Source organism: Paenibacillus litoralis (genome assembly GCF_046244365.1).
GTDB lineage: Bacteria > Bacillota > Bacilli > Paenibacillales > NBRC-103111 > Paenibacillus_V.
This window is the reverse complement of the sequence record NZ_CP176395.1, coordinates 2,101,049-2,117,982: the sequence shown is the minus strand read 5'-3', so window position 1 is coordinate 2,117,982 and position 16,934 is coordinate 2,101,049. Positions and strand designations below refer to the sequence as shown.

General features: G+C 56.6%; 8 protein-coding genes. 1 reads left to right on the top strand and 7 read right to left on the bottom strand.

Going from position 1 to position 16,934, the window contains the following annotated elements:
- Window positions 1–16 precede the first annotated feature (16 nt).
- Entirely contained in the window at window positions 17–6,649 is a 6,633-nt protein-coding gene (locus ACKGJP_RS08580) for a lamin tail domain-containing protein (RefSeq protein WP_409345245.1), read from the bottom strand.
- A gap of 20 nt (window positions 6,650–6,669) precedes the next feature.
- Window positions 6,670–8,301, bottom strand: a complete 1,632-nt coding sequence (locus ACKGJP_RS08575; protein ID WP_409345244.1) for an extracellular solute-binding protein — start codon at window positions 8,299–8,301, stop codon at window positions 6,670–6,672.
- Between the two features lie 361 nt (window positions 8,302–8,662).
- Here ACKGJP_RS08575 and ACKGJP_RS08570 point away from each other — a divergent pair, with 361 nt between their 5' ends.
- Window positions 8,663–10,954: a helix-turn-helix domain-containing protein gene (locus ACKGJP_RS08570; RefSeq protein ID WP_409345243.1), complete on the top strand. Its 2,292-nt coding sequence runs from the start codon at window positions 8,663–8,665 to the stop codon at window positions 10,952–10,954.
- Window positions 10,955–10,985: 31 nt separating this feature from the next.
- Here the strand turns inward: ACKGJP_RS08570 and ACKGJP_RS08565 are convergent, their stop codons facing one another.
- The 5 genes from ACKGJP_RS08565 to sufD all read right to left on the bottom strand — a co-directional run bounded on the left by ACKGJP_RS08565 (window position 10,986) and on the right by sufD (window position 16,890).
- Complete coding sequence (locus ACKGJP_RS08565; protein WP_409345242.1) at window positions 10,986–11,120, bottom strand: hypothetical protein; 135 nt, start codon at window positions 11,118–11,120, stop codon at window positions 10,986–10,988.
- Between the two features lie 934 nt (window positions 11,121–12,054).
- Window positions 12,055–13,452, bottom strand: a complete 1,398-nt coding sequence (sufB, locus tag ACKGJP_RS08560) for a Fe-S cluster assembly protein SufB (protein ID WP_409345241.1) — start codon at window positions 13,450–13,452, stop codon at window positions 12,055–12,057.
- Between the two features lie 507 nt (window positions 13,453–13,959).
- On the bottom strand, window positions 13,960–14,382 hold the full coding sequence (gene sufU / locus ACKGJP_RS08555) for a Fe-S cluster assembly sulfur transfer protein SufU (RefSeq protein WP_409345240.1): 423 nt from the start codon (window positions 14,380–14,382) through the stop codon (window positions 13,960–13,962).
- Window positions 14,369–15,592 carry a cysteine desulfurase gene (locus tag ACKGJP_RS08550; protein WP_409345239.1) on the bottom strand — a complete coding sequence of 408 codons (1,224 nt, stop codon included), beginning with the start codon at window positions 15,590–15,592 and terminating at the stop codon, window positions 14,369–14,371. The genes sufU and ACKGJP_RS08550 overlap by 14 nt, the downstream gene beginning before the upstream one ends.
- Window positions 15,589–16,890, bottom strand: coding sequence for a Fe-S cluster assembly protein SufD (gene sufD, locus ACKGJP_RS08545; RefSeq protein ID WP_409345238.1), 1,302 nt, complete (start codon window positions 16,888–16,890; stop codon window positions 15,589–15,591). The genes ACKGJP_RS08550 and sufD overlap by 4 nt, the downstream gene beginning before the upstream one ends.
- Window positions 16,891–16,934 lie beyond the last annotated feature (44 nt).

Sequence of the window (16,934 nt, the reverse complement as noted above, 5' to 3'; positions counted from 1 at the left end):
TCGTCGCCTAACGGTTTTACGGCTTCTGCTGATTGCTGCGCATGCGATAGAGCACCTGAGCGCTCTCTGCGCGAGTCGCGGATACGCCCGGTACGAACCGGTTGTCTTCGCGTCCTTCCAAAAGACCGAGTTTAGCCGCCTTGGCGATCGCATCGCGCGCCCATCCGCTGAACGACGATTCGTCCGAGAATGTCGTATCCTTCGATTGGCCGTCCGGCAGCGCTCCGAACAATTTCGTGTAGGCGCGGACAAGAATTACGGCCATTTCCTCGCGGGAAATCGTCCGATCCGGCGCAAATACGCCTTCGCCGGTTCCCTCGATGAGACCCGATGCCACAGCAGCGGCTACGTACTCCGCATACCAGCTGTCCTTGGACACATCGGTCCATCGGCCGTCCTTGCCGTCCTTGTCGCCCTTCAGCCCGAACGTGCGTACAACCAACGTCACAAACTCGGCGCGGGTAGTCGCTTGCTCCGGACTGAACCGGCCGCTCTCCGTCCCCTCTACGACGCCATCCAGCGACAGCTCCTGCACGACGTCATACGCCCAGTGGCGGTCGGACAAATCGGCATACGGCTTGTTGTACTCAAGCACCGCATACGTTCCCGGTCCGTTCGCATTCGCCGTCCATACGCCGTCCTTCAAGACGCTGTCCACGCGCGACGCTTCTCCATCCGGCTTGATCAAGTAAACGGATGCCAGCCGTGGATTACGCACAACGCCGCCAACCAGCGAAATCGTCACGGTCGATTCTAGTTTGACCGAACTGCCGAGCTTTCCTGCCGCGTCCATTACGCTGACCGCCAGCTCCATCGAACCGCCGGCCGGCTTCAGCCGCGCGTCACGAACTTGCTCGAACTTCCGCAGCGCCTCGGAAACAGCTTGACTCTTCGGCTCCATGGCCGCCACGTATAGCCGGTCGTCCGGCTTTAGCCCCGCCTGCAGCTTCGCAAGCGTCTCCTTCGTCAGCGTAATCTCGCCGCCTCTGCCGCGAATGACCGCCGCCGAACCTTCAGCCAGCTTCTTAAGCGCTTCGGCCGATAGTACGACGCTATTTGCGTCCTTCGCGAGTTCGATCTCGATGCGGCCGTCACCGTCCTCATCCTTCAGCTTGCCAGGATCGATTTCCATCGTTCCTTCCGGCGTTTGAGGCTTGGATGGCACTCCCGGCCCCGTGGTGCCGCCATTGCCATTGCCATTGCCGTTGCCGTTGCCGTTGCCGTTGCCGTTGCCGTTTCCATTTCCATTGCCGTTTCCATTGCCACCGCCGTTCGAATCCTCCGCCTTTGTGCCGAACCTCCAGACATCCGAACGGGTGACGCCGCCGAACGCGTCCTTCATGACGGCGTACCAGTAGTACGTCTGGCCGGCGAACAGCCCGTTCCACTTGACGGAAGCCGTCTCGCCGCTTGCGACGCCTTCCCGCTTGCCGATCTCCCGCTTCGTATACACATTCACCCCGATATAATCGGTGGCGACCCGCTTGCCGACCGGCTTCAGCTGAATCGGGATGTCGAACTCGTCGATGCCCGGCTCGTCAAAATAGTTGTGATCGTTCTTGTACGGCGAATACGTCTCGACATGAATCTTGCTCTCGTCAAGATTGAACTTCAGCATGCGAATATAGCCGCCGCCGCCTTCGCGGCCGGACTGATAGTCCGCCAGCATCTCGACGACCGTTCGTCCGTCCGGCGCGTGCTTCACCTGGTAAGCTACCCCGTGGTGATGGCCGCAGAGCACCATAAACACGTTTTTGTTCGGCGCGACGATATCCGTCCAAATTTTTTCTCCATCCCCGTTGTACTTGCCTGTCGGGGTAATGTACTCGTGCGTCGCGATGATCGCGTACCGGTCCGGGTACTGCTTCAGCACCTCATTGGCCCAGCGAATCGTCTCTTCCTTCACGCTCCAGCCGAGATACATGATCAGGAAGTCATGCCCTTTGGCCGACACGAGGTCGTAGTGGTCGCGGTTGTTGGCCAGATCGCCGCCGTACGTCGGCTGCTTCTCGAACCGGTCGCGTCCGAAATATTTGTAGTACTCGGCGTAGTCCGCGGCAGCATGATTTACGTCATGGTTGCCAGCAACGATACCGTAGTTCATGCCCGCATCATCGAGCAGCTTCATGCTCTCGTTCGCGACCGCCCATTCATCCGGACGATCCCAATCGTCAACGATGTCACCCGTATGAATTGAATAAATAATGTCCTGTTTGTCTTTCTCGTCGACGATATATTGCATCATCGATTTGTAGATTTGCGGGTATGAATCCGCATAATATTGCGTATCGCTGACCCACGCGAACGTGAAGTCGGTCTCCTCCGGCGACGGCACCAAATCCTGCACCAGCACGTTAACCGTCTGGTTGCGCACCATGTCGCCCGCATTCACGCTTGCCTTCAGTGTGAAGTCTTCCGCACCCATGCCGCGTGCGCCCGGCTCCCAGCGAAGCGTGTTGTGATTCCACGTATATAACGTAACTTGACGATCGGGCAGCGAATGTCCTTCCCAAACGATCTCTACCTCATCTTCGGCATTAAGCTCGCGCGTCAGTTTGAAGTCGAAGCGGTGGTAAGGGAACTGCTCGTCCGAGTTGGTAACATAGTATGCGCCGTCATCGGCTTTCATGGCATCGATCGCTTCCGGTCCGAAGCCCGTCTCGCCGTTAGGCACAAGCTCCAGCGGAGGTTCGCGGTCCGTCGTGTTCGCGAAGCCTTTTTTCTCATCCGATCCGCTAAAATCATATTGGTATGCCTGATAGAAGGTCACATCCATCGGGTCGCCGTTCGGGTCCGTCAGCTTGATGCTCAGCTCCGCGTTGCCCTTGTCGACACCGGTCGTTCCCGAAGCCGGCTTCTCCACGGAAGGCTTGCCAGGATGCTCCTCGCCTACGAGGAAGTTCACTTCGCGTACCGTTTCGTTGCCCGCTCCGTCGACCGCCCGCAGCTTGAACGTATGCGAGCCCGGTCCCAGATCGGCAGCCTTGAAGGCAGCCGGCAGAGCGACAGGTTCGCCGTCCAGCCACGCCTCGGCGGCAGCGATGCCGGAAACGGCGTCCGTTACGGCTGCAGCAGTAAATTCAACCTTACCGCGCACCGTTTGGCCTTCCGCCACCGGCAGGTCGCCGATTACAGGCGCCGTGTTGTCCACGATCACGCTCACGGACGCCTTCTCGCCGCTCGCCAGCTTGGCCTCGAACGTATGAATGCCGTCCGCGACCTTCGTCGTATCCAGCTTGTGATGAACGCTGCGGAACGCGTCCGCCGGAATATGGACGACATACTCGACCCGCTGCTTGGCGGTCGCGTCTGTCGCGTTGCCGTCTCCGAGCGCGATCGGGCCGTCCGGCACGGCGATATTCGTATACGTGCCGTTCGCGTTCAGGACGCGTGCCGACAAGACCGGCTGCTTGACGCCGTTCCACGGCATAACATAGACGTTCTGCACCGTGTAATCGTCATTGTTGCCCTCTTGCTCGGTCGGACCGACGCCGTTGCCGACAGTCAGCTCGATGATATTATCGCCCGGCTTCAGCAGGTGCGACGGAATTTCAACGACTTTCGGCTCGAAGTTCTGGCCGTCGGGCAGCAGACCGGCCAACTGGCCGTTCACGAACAGTCCGTTCTTGAACGATTTCTGCATGTCATTCGCCTCGAACATCAGAAATGCTTGGAGCGAAGGAGCCGTCGATTGCGCTGCTCCGTCCATCGTCAGCTCGATCGCCTGCCCGCCTGTCCGGCTGCTGGCCCCGATAACCGCTTCGCCCCGCAGGAATTGATTGTGCTGCAGGTCGAGCCATACCGGTCCGTTGTCGTTAGGAACGTACGTCAACCGGTAAGGCGCGCCCCCCGTCATCTCCAGCGTAGAGGTCTCGTTCGTACCGTCCGACGCCGTGATATAGTAATCTACGTAAGCGGCGTTCGGGAAATTTTGCCACACCGCCTTGTTGGAAACATAACGTCCTTCGGCGTTTCGAATCATTTGCAGCTGCATGTACGCCGCCGTTCCCTCCGGCTTATAATGCAGCATGACTTGATGCACAGACGTCTCGTCGGCTGCAGCCGTCTCTATCTGCAGATCTGCGCGCGGCTGCGGCTCCGTCGCCGGCACATGCGCGATCGTCGGCTTCGCCGTATCCGCCGCGACTTTCTCCCGTTCCGGAGGCACTTGTCCCGGAATAAGCGCGCCAGGCGTCGCCGTCTGGCCGTACGCCCGCTTCAGCATACGGGACGTGCCGTCCTTCGGATACTCGTAGACGACCGACTTGCCGTCGTCCGACGCTTCGTCCTGCTCGACGCTGAACCATGCCTGCGCGATGACGTCGCCCATATGATGCACCGGATAAGCGGCGTCCTTGGCGATATGAATACGCCCCTCGTCTGCATTGGGCATCCCCATCGAGACGAGCGACACGACCTGCGAATCCGTCAGGCTCGTACCGAAGTGCTTGTTGAATTCGCTGACCGGCTTCCCTTTGCTTGCCGCAGATTGTACCCAGATAACGCCCGTCTGACCGGGACCGAGAAGCAAGTCGTTTGTAATATCCCAGCTCGTCGTTGCCCCGTACCGGGATTCGAACACAAGCTGGTAATCTTCCAAATTGATCGTGCGATCCGTATTGTTGTACACTTCGACGAACTCATAAGCGTCCGCGCCCTTGCTGTCGGGCAGCAGCTCCGTAATCAGGATCGGCGGAATATTTTTCGGCTCCGTCGTATAGACGAGCATCTCATAGATCGCCGCCGCATCGTTCGGATTCCGAACCGTATGGAACCCGTCGCTCGCTTCGAAATAATATTGCACCTTCGCCGAGCCCATGAAAGCGGCCGCCGGAATCACCCCGGTGTAGACGCCGCCCGCGCCGGCCGTCATGTCGACGGACGTGTATGCGGACTGCTCCGCCTTCTTGTAGTAGAGCTTCGCCCCGGTCACCCGCTGATCGTCGCGAACCCGAATCTCCAGCGCAACGTCCTTAGGCTGCGTCGAAGCAAACGGCTGCGAATGCGAGATCGTCGGCGGCAGGAAGTCCTCGGGCAGCTCCATCGGCAGGCCTGCAACTTGCTCAGGCAGCAGTTGACCCGGCGTCGCCGTCACCTTCTTGGCGAATTTGACCATCGTCGGGGAACCGTCCAGAGCGGCCTTATATACGTTGCTCCGATGGTCGAGGTTATCGCTCTGGTCGGCCGCGTCATAGCCGTTGTCATTGTTATAGATCGCCGTGGAGACGATCGTGCCCGTATCCGTCGCCACCGAGATATTCCGTCCGCCCGTATTGGCGAAGTTGTAGGCCGGCATGTAGCGGATAACGTCGGATTCCTTCAAGGACGTACCGTAGTTGGCGTTAAAATTGTCCAGCGTCCCGCTCCCCAGCTCGACCCAGTTCCACACCACGGCGGTTTCGCCCGGCTGCAGCACTTTGTCGGTCACGAGATCGAGCGGCACGGGGGGCGTCGAGTTGAAATACCCGTAAAGCAGCTTGTATTCGCCCAGCGGAATCGGCCGGTTGCCGGCGTTATACAGCTCGACGAACTCGAAGCTCTCGGCCGCCGCTCCCGGGGCATTTTTGGCGTTAAACACGATCTCGGTTACCTGAAGGTACGGACCCTTTCCGCCGCCCTGAAGCACTTGATGCGTATGCGTCTGATCCGCTTGCTCCGGATGACGCGTGACGTGAGTGCCGTCCGTCGCTTCCAGGTAATACCGGATCGCGCCCGTGCCGGCCATTGCCGACTTCGGAATAACCCCCGAATAATCGCGGGTGCCGGCGACATCGGTGCCGTACGTCATTTCGACGACGGTGTATTCGGCGGCTTCCGCCGCTTTATAGTGCAGCTTAACCGACGTCGTGCCCGTATCGTCGTAGACCGCCGCCGTAACCGTTACGTCGCGCGGCTGCGTCGCGGTGCCCGCCGGCGTATGCGAGATCGTCGGCGCGAGATTGACGCTCGGCGCCGGCGGTGCGGCCGGCACCTGGTTCGGGAGGAGAACTCCCGGCGTCGGCGCCTGCTTGCTCGCCATCTTCACCATGCGCGTACCGCCTGCAGGATCGTACTGATAGACGACACCCGTATGGTCCTTGCTGTCCGAGCTGTCGTCCTTGTTATAGCCGTTCGCGTCGTTGTAACGCGCCGACGACAACACAGTCCCATTGTCGGCCGCGATCGAGATCTCGCGTCCGCCCGTGTTGATAAAACCGTAGCCCGGATTAACCGTCACAAGCGTCTCGTTCGTAAACGAGGTTCCGTAAGTCGAGTTGAAGTTCTCGAGCGTATCGCTGTTGCCGAGGACGTAGTTCCACAGCACCGCCGTCTGCTTCGGTTGCAGCACATAGCTTTGCGTGATGTCGATCGGCACGGGCGTCACGTTGTTCCAATATCCGTAGATCAGACGGTAATCCTTCAGATCGACGGGCGTATCTCCGTTGTTGTAGACTTCCACGTACTCGTAGCTTTCTGAGCCTGTGTTAACCGGAGCTTGCTTCGAATTGAAGACAATCTCCGTAATCATGAGCTGCGGATATGCCGGCGCGCTTGTGGCGCCGGGCGGCAATTCCGCTGCGCGAACCGGCGGCATGGCCGGTCCCGCCGCAGTCCATGCCACGGCAGCCACCAGACAGCCTGCCATCCATTTGCGTATGCGTTTGTTCAATCTTTCTCCATCCTTTGCGATTACGGGCTCGCCGTTTCCCCTCCCGCTTTGTAGCGAGCATATGCGGACGCATACGCCTTCATGTAAGCATCCAGCCCTTTGCCGCGCACCGTGGCAACATATTCATCCCACCGGTCGAGAGAGACGGCTCCCGTAATGAATTTGTTTTCCATGTCGTTCACATAAGTCTGAATATCGCGTCCGATACCGTCCATCACCCGTACTTCCTCCGGGGAGAACGGAAACGGGTACCAGATCTCCGGTACCGCGTAAGGCTTCGCCTTGTCCGCTGCAGCGAGCGCGCCGGGCAGCGATTCCGACCCCCGGAAGTAGCGCTCGCGCACGTATCCGGGGTAGCTCCCGCCGAGCCATGTGAAATACCGGCTAAGCGCCTGATCCAGGCTGAGTCCGTGCTGATGGCGGGTCAGCTCCTTGACGTATTCGAACTGACTCGATTCGTTCTCCATATAGGTCTCGCCTTTGCGTCCCAAGAAAAAGAATGTTGCGCCTTCCTCGCCGAAAAAATAATCCATCCAGCGCACCGTCGCTTCCGGAGCCGGGTTCGTCCGCGTTACCGCAAAAGCGCCGATATGCACCATCGGCACCTTGATGTGCGAATAGAGCCGGTCGCCGTCCGGTCCGACCAGCGCGCCGAGACCGACATACTCCTGGCGGTTCATCTGAGCCTCCGGATTCGGTACGATCGTCGCTCCCAGTACGCCGGATTCTCCCTTGGCATAGAGAGCTTTCGTGTTTATCGTAAGAGATTCCTTGTCGATCAGTTCCTCGGCGTACAGCCGACGGACGTAAGCCAGCAACGACTTATATTTCGGGTCGGTTTTGATGAACCTCAGTTCGCCCGTATCGGGGTCCGCATCCACGTATTTATGGCCCAGCCCCCGGTTGCCGAGCCCCCAAGCGCCCTTGAGCTGGTCGAGCAGCACGCCGTAGCCCGCGCCTGAATAAGGAATCTCATCGGCCAAACCGTTGCCGTTCGGATCCCCGTCCTTCACTTCGCGCAAGTAACGGTGCAACTCCTCGGTCGTGCGCGGCTCCGGGAGTCCGAGCCGATCCAGCCAGTCGCGGTTAATCCACAGCGGCGTGCCGATGAGCATCGACACGAACGCCGGGTCGTAATACGACGGGAACGAATAGATGTGACCGTCCGGCATCGTTAAAGCCCCGCGCAGCTCCGGCCGTTCGTCCAGAAGCCGTTTGAAGTTCGGCGCGTACCGGTCTAGCAGCGGATCGAGCGGCAGCAGGATGCCCGCCTTCGCGTACTGCTCAAGCTCGTCTCGGGACAGCCGGGCAGAGTAAAAGGCATCCGGATAATCGCCCTCGGCGAGCATCAGCTTCTTGCGTTCCGCGAGCAGAGCGAAAGGCACAAGGTCAAACTCGACCTCCATGCCCGTCATCCGCGCATATTCGCGCCAAACCATCGTCTGCTCGAAACGGTCGCCGTTGGAATCTGATTTCCCGGTAAAAAAACGCAGCTTGAGCGGCTCCCGGGCGATCGGCATGCTTGTCTCCGTTTCAATCGCCATCCCCGCTTCCTCATGCTTATCGCTGCATGCGGCAAGCAGCAGGATGACGGCCGTCAGCGCGATCCATCCATATAGAAGTTTTTTTCGCGTATTCCGTTTCTTTCGCAAACCGGTAGCCCCCTTGCCGGTCCTCGCCCGACGACGCAAAATGCCTATCCTCAGAACGGGCCTTGTACGATCGTAGCACGGCAATGTAAACGGAGAATTATCGCACGCGGGGGACTCCGATGAAATTCGGAACATTTTTATCGGTCCTCAGCCCTCACCTTCCTCGCTCCCAAGTCAATCCAGCCTTTCCGCCCCATCATATCGGCCAAGCCTCCGCGCATCCATTGACATTTGTTTTGTTTCTGGCCCTTGGCCCGGAATCAAAAAAAATGGCAAGAATCAAAAAAGCCGTATACTGTCTGCGGGACGGCTCCTTCATGTACAATAGAGGGGACTACATTCCAACGACAGAGGATCCGACATGAAACGAGACAACCAAACCTTTCCTTCGCTGCTCAAGCTATTCCTCATCGGCTTCACCGCCGTTATCGTAATTTTTTCGTCATTAACCTGGCTCGCTTTCTCTCTGTTCCGGACCGCTTACACGGACGAGCTCGTGCGGGGCAATCAACAGATGCTGAGCAACGCCGCTGAACGCTACCATGCGCTATTCCAACAAGTAAAAATGCTGCTTCTCAAGACGTACGAGCGGCCCGATCTCTCGTCATTCCGCGCTCAAATGGCCCAGTCGGCGACGGAGAAACGCGACTACTCGGCCGCCAAAAATCTCCTATCGGCGCTTCGTGACGAAACGTCCGATCCGCGCATGTATGTGGACAACCTTGTGGTTCAGTTAAATCTGAACCGGGACGACATGGCGCTGGACAAAGGCGGAACAAGCCCTGTCCGGTTGTTCTGGAGCGAGGTGTATCCGGTCGGTGAACGTTACGGCTACGATTATTGGCACAAATTCGCCGAGAGTGCAGCCAATTTCACGTTTTTGCCCGCCGTTTCTTTCGGCTCCGCTCCTTATCCCGATTATGGGAAAGAGCTGCTCCCCATTACGTACAAGAAGCCAGGACGAAGCGAAATGATCGCGGCTTTTCTTGACATCGGGAAAATGCACGATGCTTACTTCGGCGGCAATACGAAGCAGACGTTTATTCTGATGGACGATTCCGGGGAGGTTTTGTACCGAAGCAGCCCTGATCTCGTCATGGACACCCCCAGCGAACTGCCCGAGTTCGAAGGCGATGAACCGTACATGCGCGCCGGCGACTATTACTACTTCCGCCATCGCGACGAGAAGGGCATGATCTACATGACGGTCGCCTCCGCAGGGCATCTCTACGGTCAGGCGCGGCGGCTAACGGTCTTCATCGGCATGCTGTTCACCCTCTCACTCGGTGTCTGTGCGGCAGGACTGGCGTATTATCAGCGGCGGATACGCCGCCCCGTTCAGGATTTTCTGGATTCGCTCGCCGAGGACCGCTTGACCGGCCAAGCCGGCCGGTTTGCCGAATTCGCTTTTATTCAGAACAAAATTGCCGATCTGCTTAGCGCAAAAGGCGACGTTGAACGCAAGCTGTCCACCAAGGAATCGTTGCTGGCCCGCTACCGATACATCGATCAACTGAAAAGCATTAACCACGGACTGAACGGTTCCACGGAACGCGGCGCGGAGGACGCGACCAACTTCGTGCTAGTATTGTTCAATCTCCGCTTCCGGACGTCCTTGCGAGAGTCCGAGCAGTCCCCGTGGCAGCAGGATCATCTGACCCAACTCATCATCGAATCGATCGACCGCATGTTCGCCGACCGAGATTGGAACGCTCATACTTTCCAGATGGAGACGGTGCAGATCTGTACCGTCATCCGGGACGCGGACCGTCTTGCTCTGATGCCGCTTCTGGAGCGGCTCGGCGAATCGTTCGACGCGAACAGATCCCGCTGTATCGTGACGGTCACTGTAAGCGCTCTGTTCGAGCACTCGACCCAGATGAACTACGCTTACCGGCAAGTTCTGGAGCTCGTGCAGCAGGCGAAGCTGGAAGAGCGGACGCAAATCCTGCTGGAGAGCCGCGCATTGACGTCCACATTCACGCTCGATCCCGACCGGGACCAGCAGTTGAACGCTTATATGCAAGCAGGAGATTCCGGGGGAGCGATCGCGCTCGTCCACCGTTTTCTCGAAGAGATGCTCGCCCGTGAGGCGAGTGTCAGCCAGTTTGCCTGGTTCGCCGACTCGATCGCATGGAAGGTCTGGCAGTTCATGGAGATGTACAAAATTCCGAAAAGCGTATCCTGGACGCTCAAGCCGCTTGTCCGGCAGGTAAAGGAATGCTGTACGATCGAAGAGTATAAGGAAAGCTTCGTGGCGCTCTTGTGGCAAGTTTCGGCGATGATTTTGGAGAGAAAGGAAGAAGGCGACTCCGTGATCACCTTCGTGATGGAGACGCTCAATACGCGGTACGGAGAGGATATTTCACTCGATGCGACGGCCGAGGCGCTTAATCTAACCAGCGCCTACCTGTCGGTTTATATCAAAGAGAAGACGGGACGCAACTTCAGCGACCATCTCAACGATATCCGGATTCGCAAAGCCGTCGAACTGCTGACCGGCTCGAACCTTAACATACAGGAGATCGGTTCGACGGTCGGCTACCGGAATATCACTTCGTTCAATCGCATGTTCAAAAAAAGCACCGGATACTCCCCCGGAGAGTACCGGAAACGGCGTCTGACCGGCGAGCACGCGGCGGGTCTGCCATAAAAGCTGCCGGTAGCCGCCGGCGGATGATGCTTCACGCCCAGGAAGCTCCCTTGCTCCGACGGGCTTCGGCAAGCAGCACCCCTGCCATCAAGCAGATCGAGATGACGAGCAGCATGGACGGAATATAGAATATGGCCGGCTTAATGCCTTTGACCAGCAGCGGCAAGCAGTAGCCGCTCTATGACGCCGGTTGCGAAATGAAGATGTAAAGGCTGGCGTGACCGGCCCGAGACGTCGACAAACCAATGCCTCCTCTAATGTTATGGAGCCCGAAACAAGTTCTGTTCCTTGGCGCTCAAAATCAATGCATGGCGTAGTTTCGTTTGGGTAGGGCAGTTGAAAAATTTCTGCGTAACCCCTTCATCATCATATTCAAGAACGTTATCTAAACCAGCCTATACCTTCGAAGCTCCTTCGTTTGCTCACCTTCATGCTGCCCGTCACACCTTCCACTTAGGTTTGTAGATAATGATTGTTGGTGTGTGCGGTTGCGGCTTTGAAGCGCGAATAGTAGTTCGTAGCCTGCAATGTGACGGTGAAGTCGCATGTACCGATCCGCAAACGGGCGCGATTGATTTCGAAATGGCAATTTCCTGGTATTTGATGTCCTGCGCTATAAAGGCTTTGATTTTCGCGGCCGGGCGCTTATGAACCGAAAAGAGATCCTCTCGGCAGTAGACCTGTCAGAATCAAGAGGCAGCTGCCATGACTAGCATCCAAAATACCCCTAATACCGTCTGCTACGCGTACATTGGCAATCAAAGCCGCTATCCGGTTCATTAAGCTCCTCGTTTATTGCATAGGGAGTACGTAAGCAAGAAGCTCTCCGTAGCGGAAGTCAATGATTCCCTTAACGGTACGGCAAAGTTATACGCAGAACCGAGCAACCGGCCGTTTCTGTCCCTTTCCTCGACACTTAACCTTCACAACTGGTATTTTCTTCGAGTTGTTTTTTAGATCCGTAGGACGGCTTGCAGCTTCGGTTATGGTTCTTTCCGACACCATCAGTAAGAAAGAAGCGAGAAATAAAAAAGAACCCGTATAAAAATATACGGATTCCATGAGAGTTACTTATTTAACAGGAAAGCTTACTTGAACGATTAACCGATAGAGCCTTCCATCTCAAACTTGATCAAACGGTTCATTTCAACTGCGTATTCCATCGGCAGCTCTTTCGTGAACGGCTCGATGAAGCCCATGACGATCATTTGCGTCGCTTCCGCTTCGCTGAGACCGCGGCTCATCAAGTAGAAGAGCTGATCCTCGGATACTTTGGATACCGTCGCTTCATGCTCGAGCGTAATGTTGTCGTTCATGATTTCGTTGTACGGAATCGTATCCGACGTCGACTCGTTATCCATGATGAGCGTATCGCATTTGATGTTCGCTTTCGACCCTTCGGAGTTGCGTCCGAACGAAGCGAGACCGCGGTACGTCACTTTGCCGCCGTGCTTGGAAATCGACTTGGATACGATCGTCGAGGTCGTATCCGGAGCCAGATGAAGCATTTTCGCTCCCGCGTCTTGGTGCTGGCCTTTACCCGCAACCGCGATGGAAAGAACCATGCCTTTCGCTCCGCGGCCTTTTAGCACGACTGCCGGATATTTCATCGTCAGCTTGGAGCCGATGTTGCCGTCGACCCATTCCATCGTCGCGTTTTCTTCGGCAACCGCACGCTTCGTAACAAGGTTGTAAATGTTCGGCGCCCAGTTCTGGATCGTCGTGTAACGAACGCGGGCGTTTTTGAGGCAGATGATCTCAACGACTGCGCTGTGAAGCGAGTTCGTGCTGTATACCGGCGCGGTACAGCCTTCTACGTAGTGCACGAAGCTATCCTCGTCGGCAATGATGAGCGTACGCTCGAATTGTCCCATGTTCTCGGAGTTGATCCGGAAGTAGGCTTGCAGCGGAACTTCACATTTTACGCCTTTCGGCACGTAGATGAAGCTTCCTCCGGACCAAACGGCGCTGTTCAGCGCGGCGAACTTATTGTCGGCCGGCGGAACGATCGTGCCGAAAAACTTTTTGAAAATTTCCGGGTGATCGCGAAGCGCGCTGTCGGTATCGGTAAAAATAACGCCTTGATCCTCGAGCTCCTTCTGCATGCTGTGGTAAACAACCTCGGATTCGTACTGCGCGGATACGCCGGCCAGGAACTTTTGTTCCGCTTCCGGAATGCCGAGCTTATCGAACGTTTCCTTGATCTCCGTAGGAACTTCTTCCCACGTTTTACCTTGCTTCTCGGAAGGCTTTACATAGTATTGAATGTCGTTGAAGTCCAGATCGTCAAGATCTCCGCCCCATCTTGGCAGCGGCATTTTGAAAAACTGCTCCAGCGATTTCAAGCGGAAGTCGAGCATCCATTGAGGCTCGTTCTTCATGCGCGAGATTTCCGTAACGATTTCGGGCGTCAAGCCTTTACCGGACTGAAAAATCGCCTTATGCTCATCGCGGAAGCCATATTTGTACTCTTCCATTTCGGGCATCTTCTTAGCCATCGTAATCCCTCCTCATTCTTTTTCCCCACCTCGTGAAGTGAGGCATTGCAACAATACAGATCTCAACCGGACAGCGACACTTACTTCTATTATAGTCAATAGTGAGGCAAAGTTCATTAACAATGAACCTAACTTCACTATTTAGTTGGCTGCGACGCCATTTACAAGCGTTAGTGAAGAAATGTTCGCTATTTATTGCGGGAAGTTCACTAATAGTGAAGTTTGGTTCACTATTGCTCCCAAACGGCGCATTACTCCAAAATAATGAAGTTTGGTTCACTAATAATGAACCTAGCTTCACTATCGGCCTTCGAGCTTTGGGCTTCGAGCTTTGGCCTTCGAGCTTTCGCCTCCAGCGTCGACCTTCAGCTGCCGCTTTCGGCTATTTACCCGTGGCGACAGCTTCCGTCCTTTCGTTTTTCAGCTCCGGCTTTTCAGCTCCGGCTTTCAACCTTTAGCCCTCAAGCCTTCAACCCTCAGCTTCCCACACTCGCTTTCAGCCTGGGCTTACTGCTTCGCCTGCTCGACGCCTTTGCGCAGCGCGTTCCAGGCGAGCGTGGCACATTTGATGCGCGCCGGAAATTTATTGACGCCGGACAATGCTTCAATGTCCTCGTATTCGAATTCGACGCTTTCGCCTTTCATCAAACCGGAAAAGTTTTCCGCCATTTGGAGCGCCTCATCGAGCGTTTTGCCTTTGATCGCGTCGGTCATCATCGATGCCGACGACATGCTGATCGAACAGCCTTCTCCGACAAACCGCGCATCCTGGACGACGCCTTCTTCCACCTTCATCTGAAGGGTGATCCGGTCGCCGCAGGTCGGGTTGTTCAAGTCGATCGAAACGCCGCCGTCCTCGAATTTCCCCTTGTTGCGCGGACTTTTATAATGATCCATAATGACTCTGCGGTACAAATCATCCAATTGCATGGCCGAAATACTCCTTTGTTTTTAGTAAGGCGGCTATGAAACGGTCGACTTCATCCTCGGTATTGTACAAATAAAAGCTGGCGCGTGCCGTCGACGACGCGTTCAGCCAGCGCATAAGCGGCTGCGCGCAGTGATGACCGGCGCGGATCGCCACGCCTTCGGCATCGAGTACGGTCGCTACGTCATGCGGATGGACATCGCCCAGATTGAACGTAATGAGTCCGGCACGCTCCTGCGGCCCGTAGATCGTAACGCCTTCGATCTCCTTCATCCGCGACATTGCGTACGAAGTAATCCGCTTCTCATGCTCGTGGATGTTGTCCAGCCCGACGCTTTCGAGAAAGTCGATTGCAGCACCGAGTCCCACAGCGCCGGCGATAATCGGGGTGCCGCCCTCGAATCGATAAGGAAGGTCCTTCCAGGTCGATTCGTACAGGTCGACGAAATCGATCATTTCGCCGCCGAACTCGATCGGCTCCATGTTTTCCAAGATCGCCTTCTTCCCATACAGTACCCCGATTCCGGTCGGCGCACACATTTTGTGGCCGGAGAACGCATAAAAGTCGCAATCCAAATCCTGGACGTCAACTTTCATGTGAGGGGCGCTTTGCGCACCGTCGATAAGTATCTTGGCGCCGTTGCGATGGGCGATTTCGGCGATTTGTTTAACCGGATTCACCACGCCGAGAACGTTGGAGACGTAGGCCATCGCAACCATTTTTGTTCGGCTGGTTATCGTCGCTTCCGCGTCTTCGACACGAATCGTACCGTCCGTCTGCATCGGGATATATTTGAGCGTCGCGCCGGTCGCTTTCGCGACCTGCTGCCACGGAATCAAATTGCTGTGATGCTCCATTTGCGTGATGACGATTTCGTCGCCTTCCTTGCAAACCGAGCGCGCGTAGCTGGAAGCCACCAGATTGATCGCAGTCGTCGTGCCGCGCGTAAAAATGATTTCCTCAGCCGCAGACGAACCCACAAACCTTTTCACTTTCTCCCGCGCGCCTTCGTATGCGTCCGTCGCCCGCGAGCCGAGCGTATGCACGCCGCGGTGGACGTTCGCATTGTCATGCTCGTAGTAACGCTTGACGGCCTCGATAACCGAGGCCGGCTTTTGCGATGATGCGGCACTGTCGAAGTAAACGAGCGGATGCCCGTTTACCTCTTGATGTAGAATCGGAAACTGCTCGCGAATGACGGACACGTTCATTGTCCCAACTTCCTTTCCACCAGCTGCTGGAGCTGCCCCTGAATCTGTTCGATCGGGATTTCGGAAACGACCGGTGCAAGGAAACCGTAAATGATCAGACGCTCCGCCTCTTCGCGGGAAATACCGCGCGACATGAGGTAGTAAACCTGCTCCGGATTCACTTGTCCGACGCTGGCCGCGTGACCCGCTTTAACGTCATCCTCGTCGATGAGCAAGATCGGGTTCGCGTCGCCGCGCGCTTTCGGGCTCAGCATCAGCACTTTTTCCGTTTGCTGGCCGTTCGTGCCGGTTGCGCCCTTCTCGATCTTGGTAATGCCGTTGATGATGGCGGACGCGGAGTCGCGCATAACCGCACGGGTAATCATATCGCTGGACGAATGCTTGCCGAAGTGAACGGCGCGCGTCGTATAGTTAAGCTTTTGCTCGGCCGTGCCTACGGCGATCGCCTTCGTATCGGAGAACGAGCCGTTGCCCTTCAGGATCGAAGTCGTGTCGGACATCGCGTTTCCGTAGTTCATTTCGCCGACGATCCACTCTACGCGCCCGTCGTTCTCGATGTTCGCACGGCGGTAGGAAATGTCGGTGACCGACTCGCCGAGGTTGTGAACCGTTGCGAAACGGACGCTGGCGTTCGCTTTCACGAACACTTCGACGACACCGTTCACGACAAGCGACCCTTCGCCTGACGACACTACATTTTCCACATAGCTGACCGAACTGTTCGCTTCCGCGACAATCAGCACGTGTGGCGTAAACGATGCGCTCGCATCATCGGAAACGAAGAGCGCTTGAACCGGCACGTCGACTTGCACGTTCTTAGGCACATACAGGAAAGCTCCGCCGTTCCATACGGCCGAGTGAAGCGCCGTCAGCTTGTTCTCGTCCTGCGCGACCAGTTGCATGAAATAAGGCTTGATCAGATCTGCATGCTTCGCAAGCGCCGACTCCAAATCGGTAAAAATGACGCCCTGTGCCGCCAATTCATCGGACAGCTTCGCGTATACCGCGCCCGAATTGCGGTGGACGATCAAATTATTCGCATGCTCTTCGTTCAGCAGCGATTTCGCCGTTTCCGGCAGATCGCCTACCGAAGCGATCGGCTCCGGCTTTACATAGGAACCGTGGGCGCTCAGGTCCCAACGGTCGATTCTCGTTTTTTCCAATTTCGGCAGTTCCAACGTCTCCGCCAATTCCAGCCCTTTCAGACGCAGGCTCGTCATCCACTCCGGCTCCTGTTTGGTACGGGAAAGCTCGGCGACGGAATTGCGGTCGATTGGAAGAATCGTAGGTGTACTCATCCTTGGTTCCTCCTGACCAATCGCGAACGCGCGGTTCGCGAAAT

Coding starts and splice junctions, on each gene's coding strand:
- ACKGJP_RS08570 (WP_409345243.1), top strand. CDS start 8,663: ATGAAACGAGACAACCAAACCTTTCCTTCGCTGCTCAAGCTATTCCTC.
- sufB (WP_409345241.1), bottom strand. CDS start 13,452: ATGGCTAAGAAGATGCCCGAAATGGAAGAGTACAAATATGGCTTCCGC.
- sufU (WP_409345240.1), bottom strand. CDS start 14,382: ATGCAATTGGATGATTTGTACCGCAGAGTCATTATGGATCATTATAAA.
- ACKGJP_RS08550 (WP_409345239.1), bottom strand. CDS start 15,592: ATGAACGTGTCCGTCATTCGCGAGCAGTTTCCGATTCTACATCAAGAG.
- sufD (WP_409345238.1), bottom strand. CDS start 16,890: ATGAGTACACCTACGATTCTTCCAATCGACCGCAATTCCGTCGCCGAG.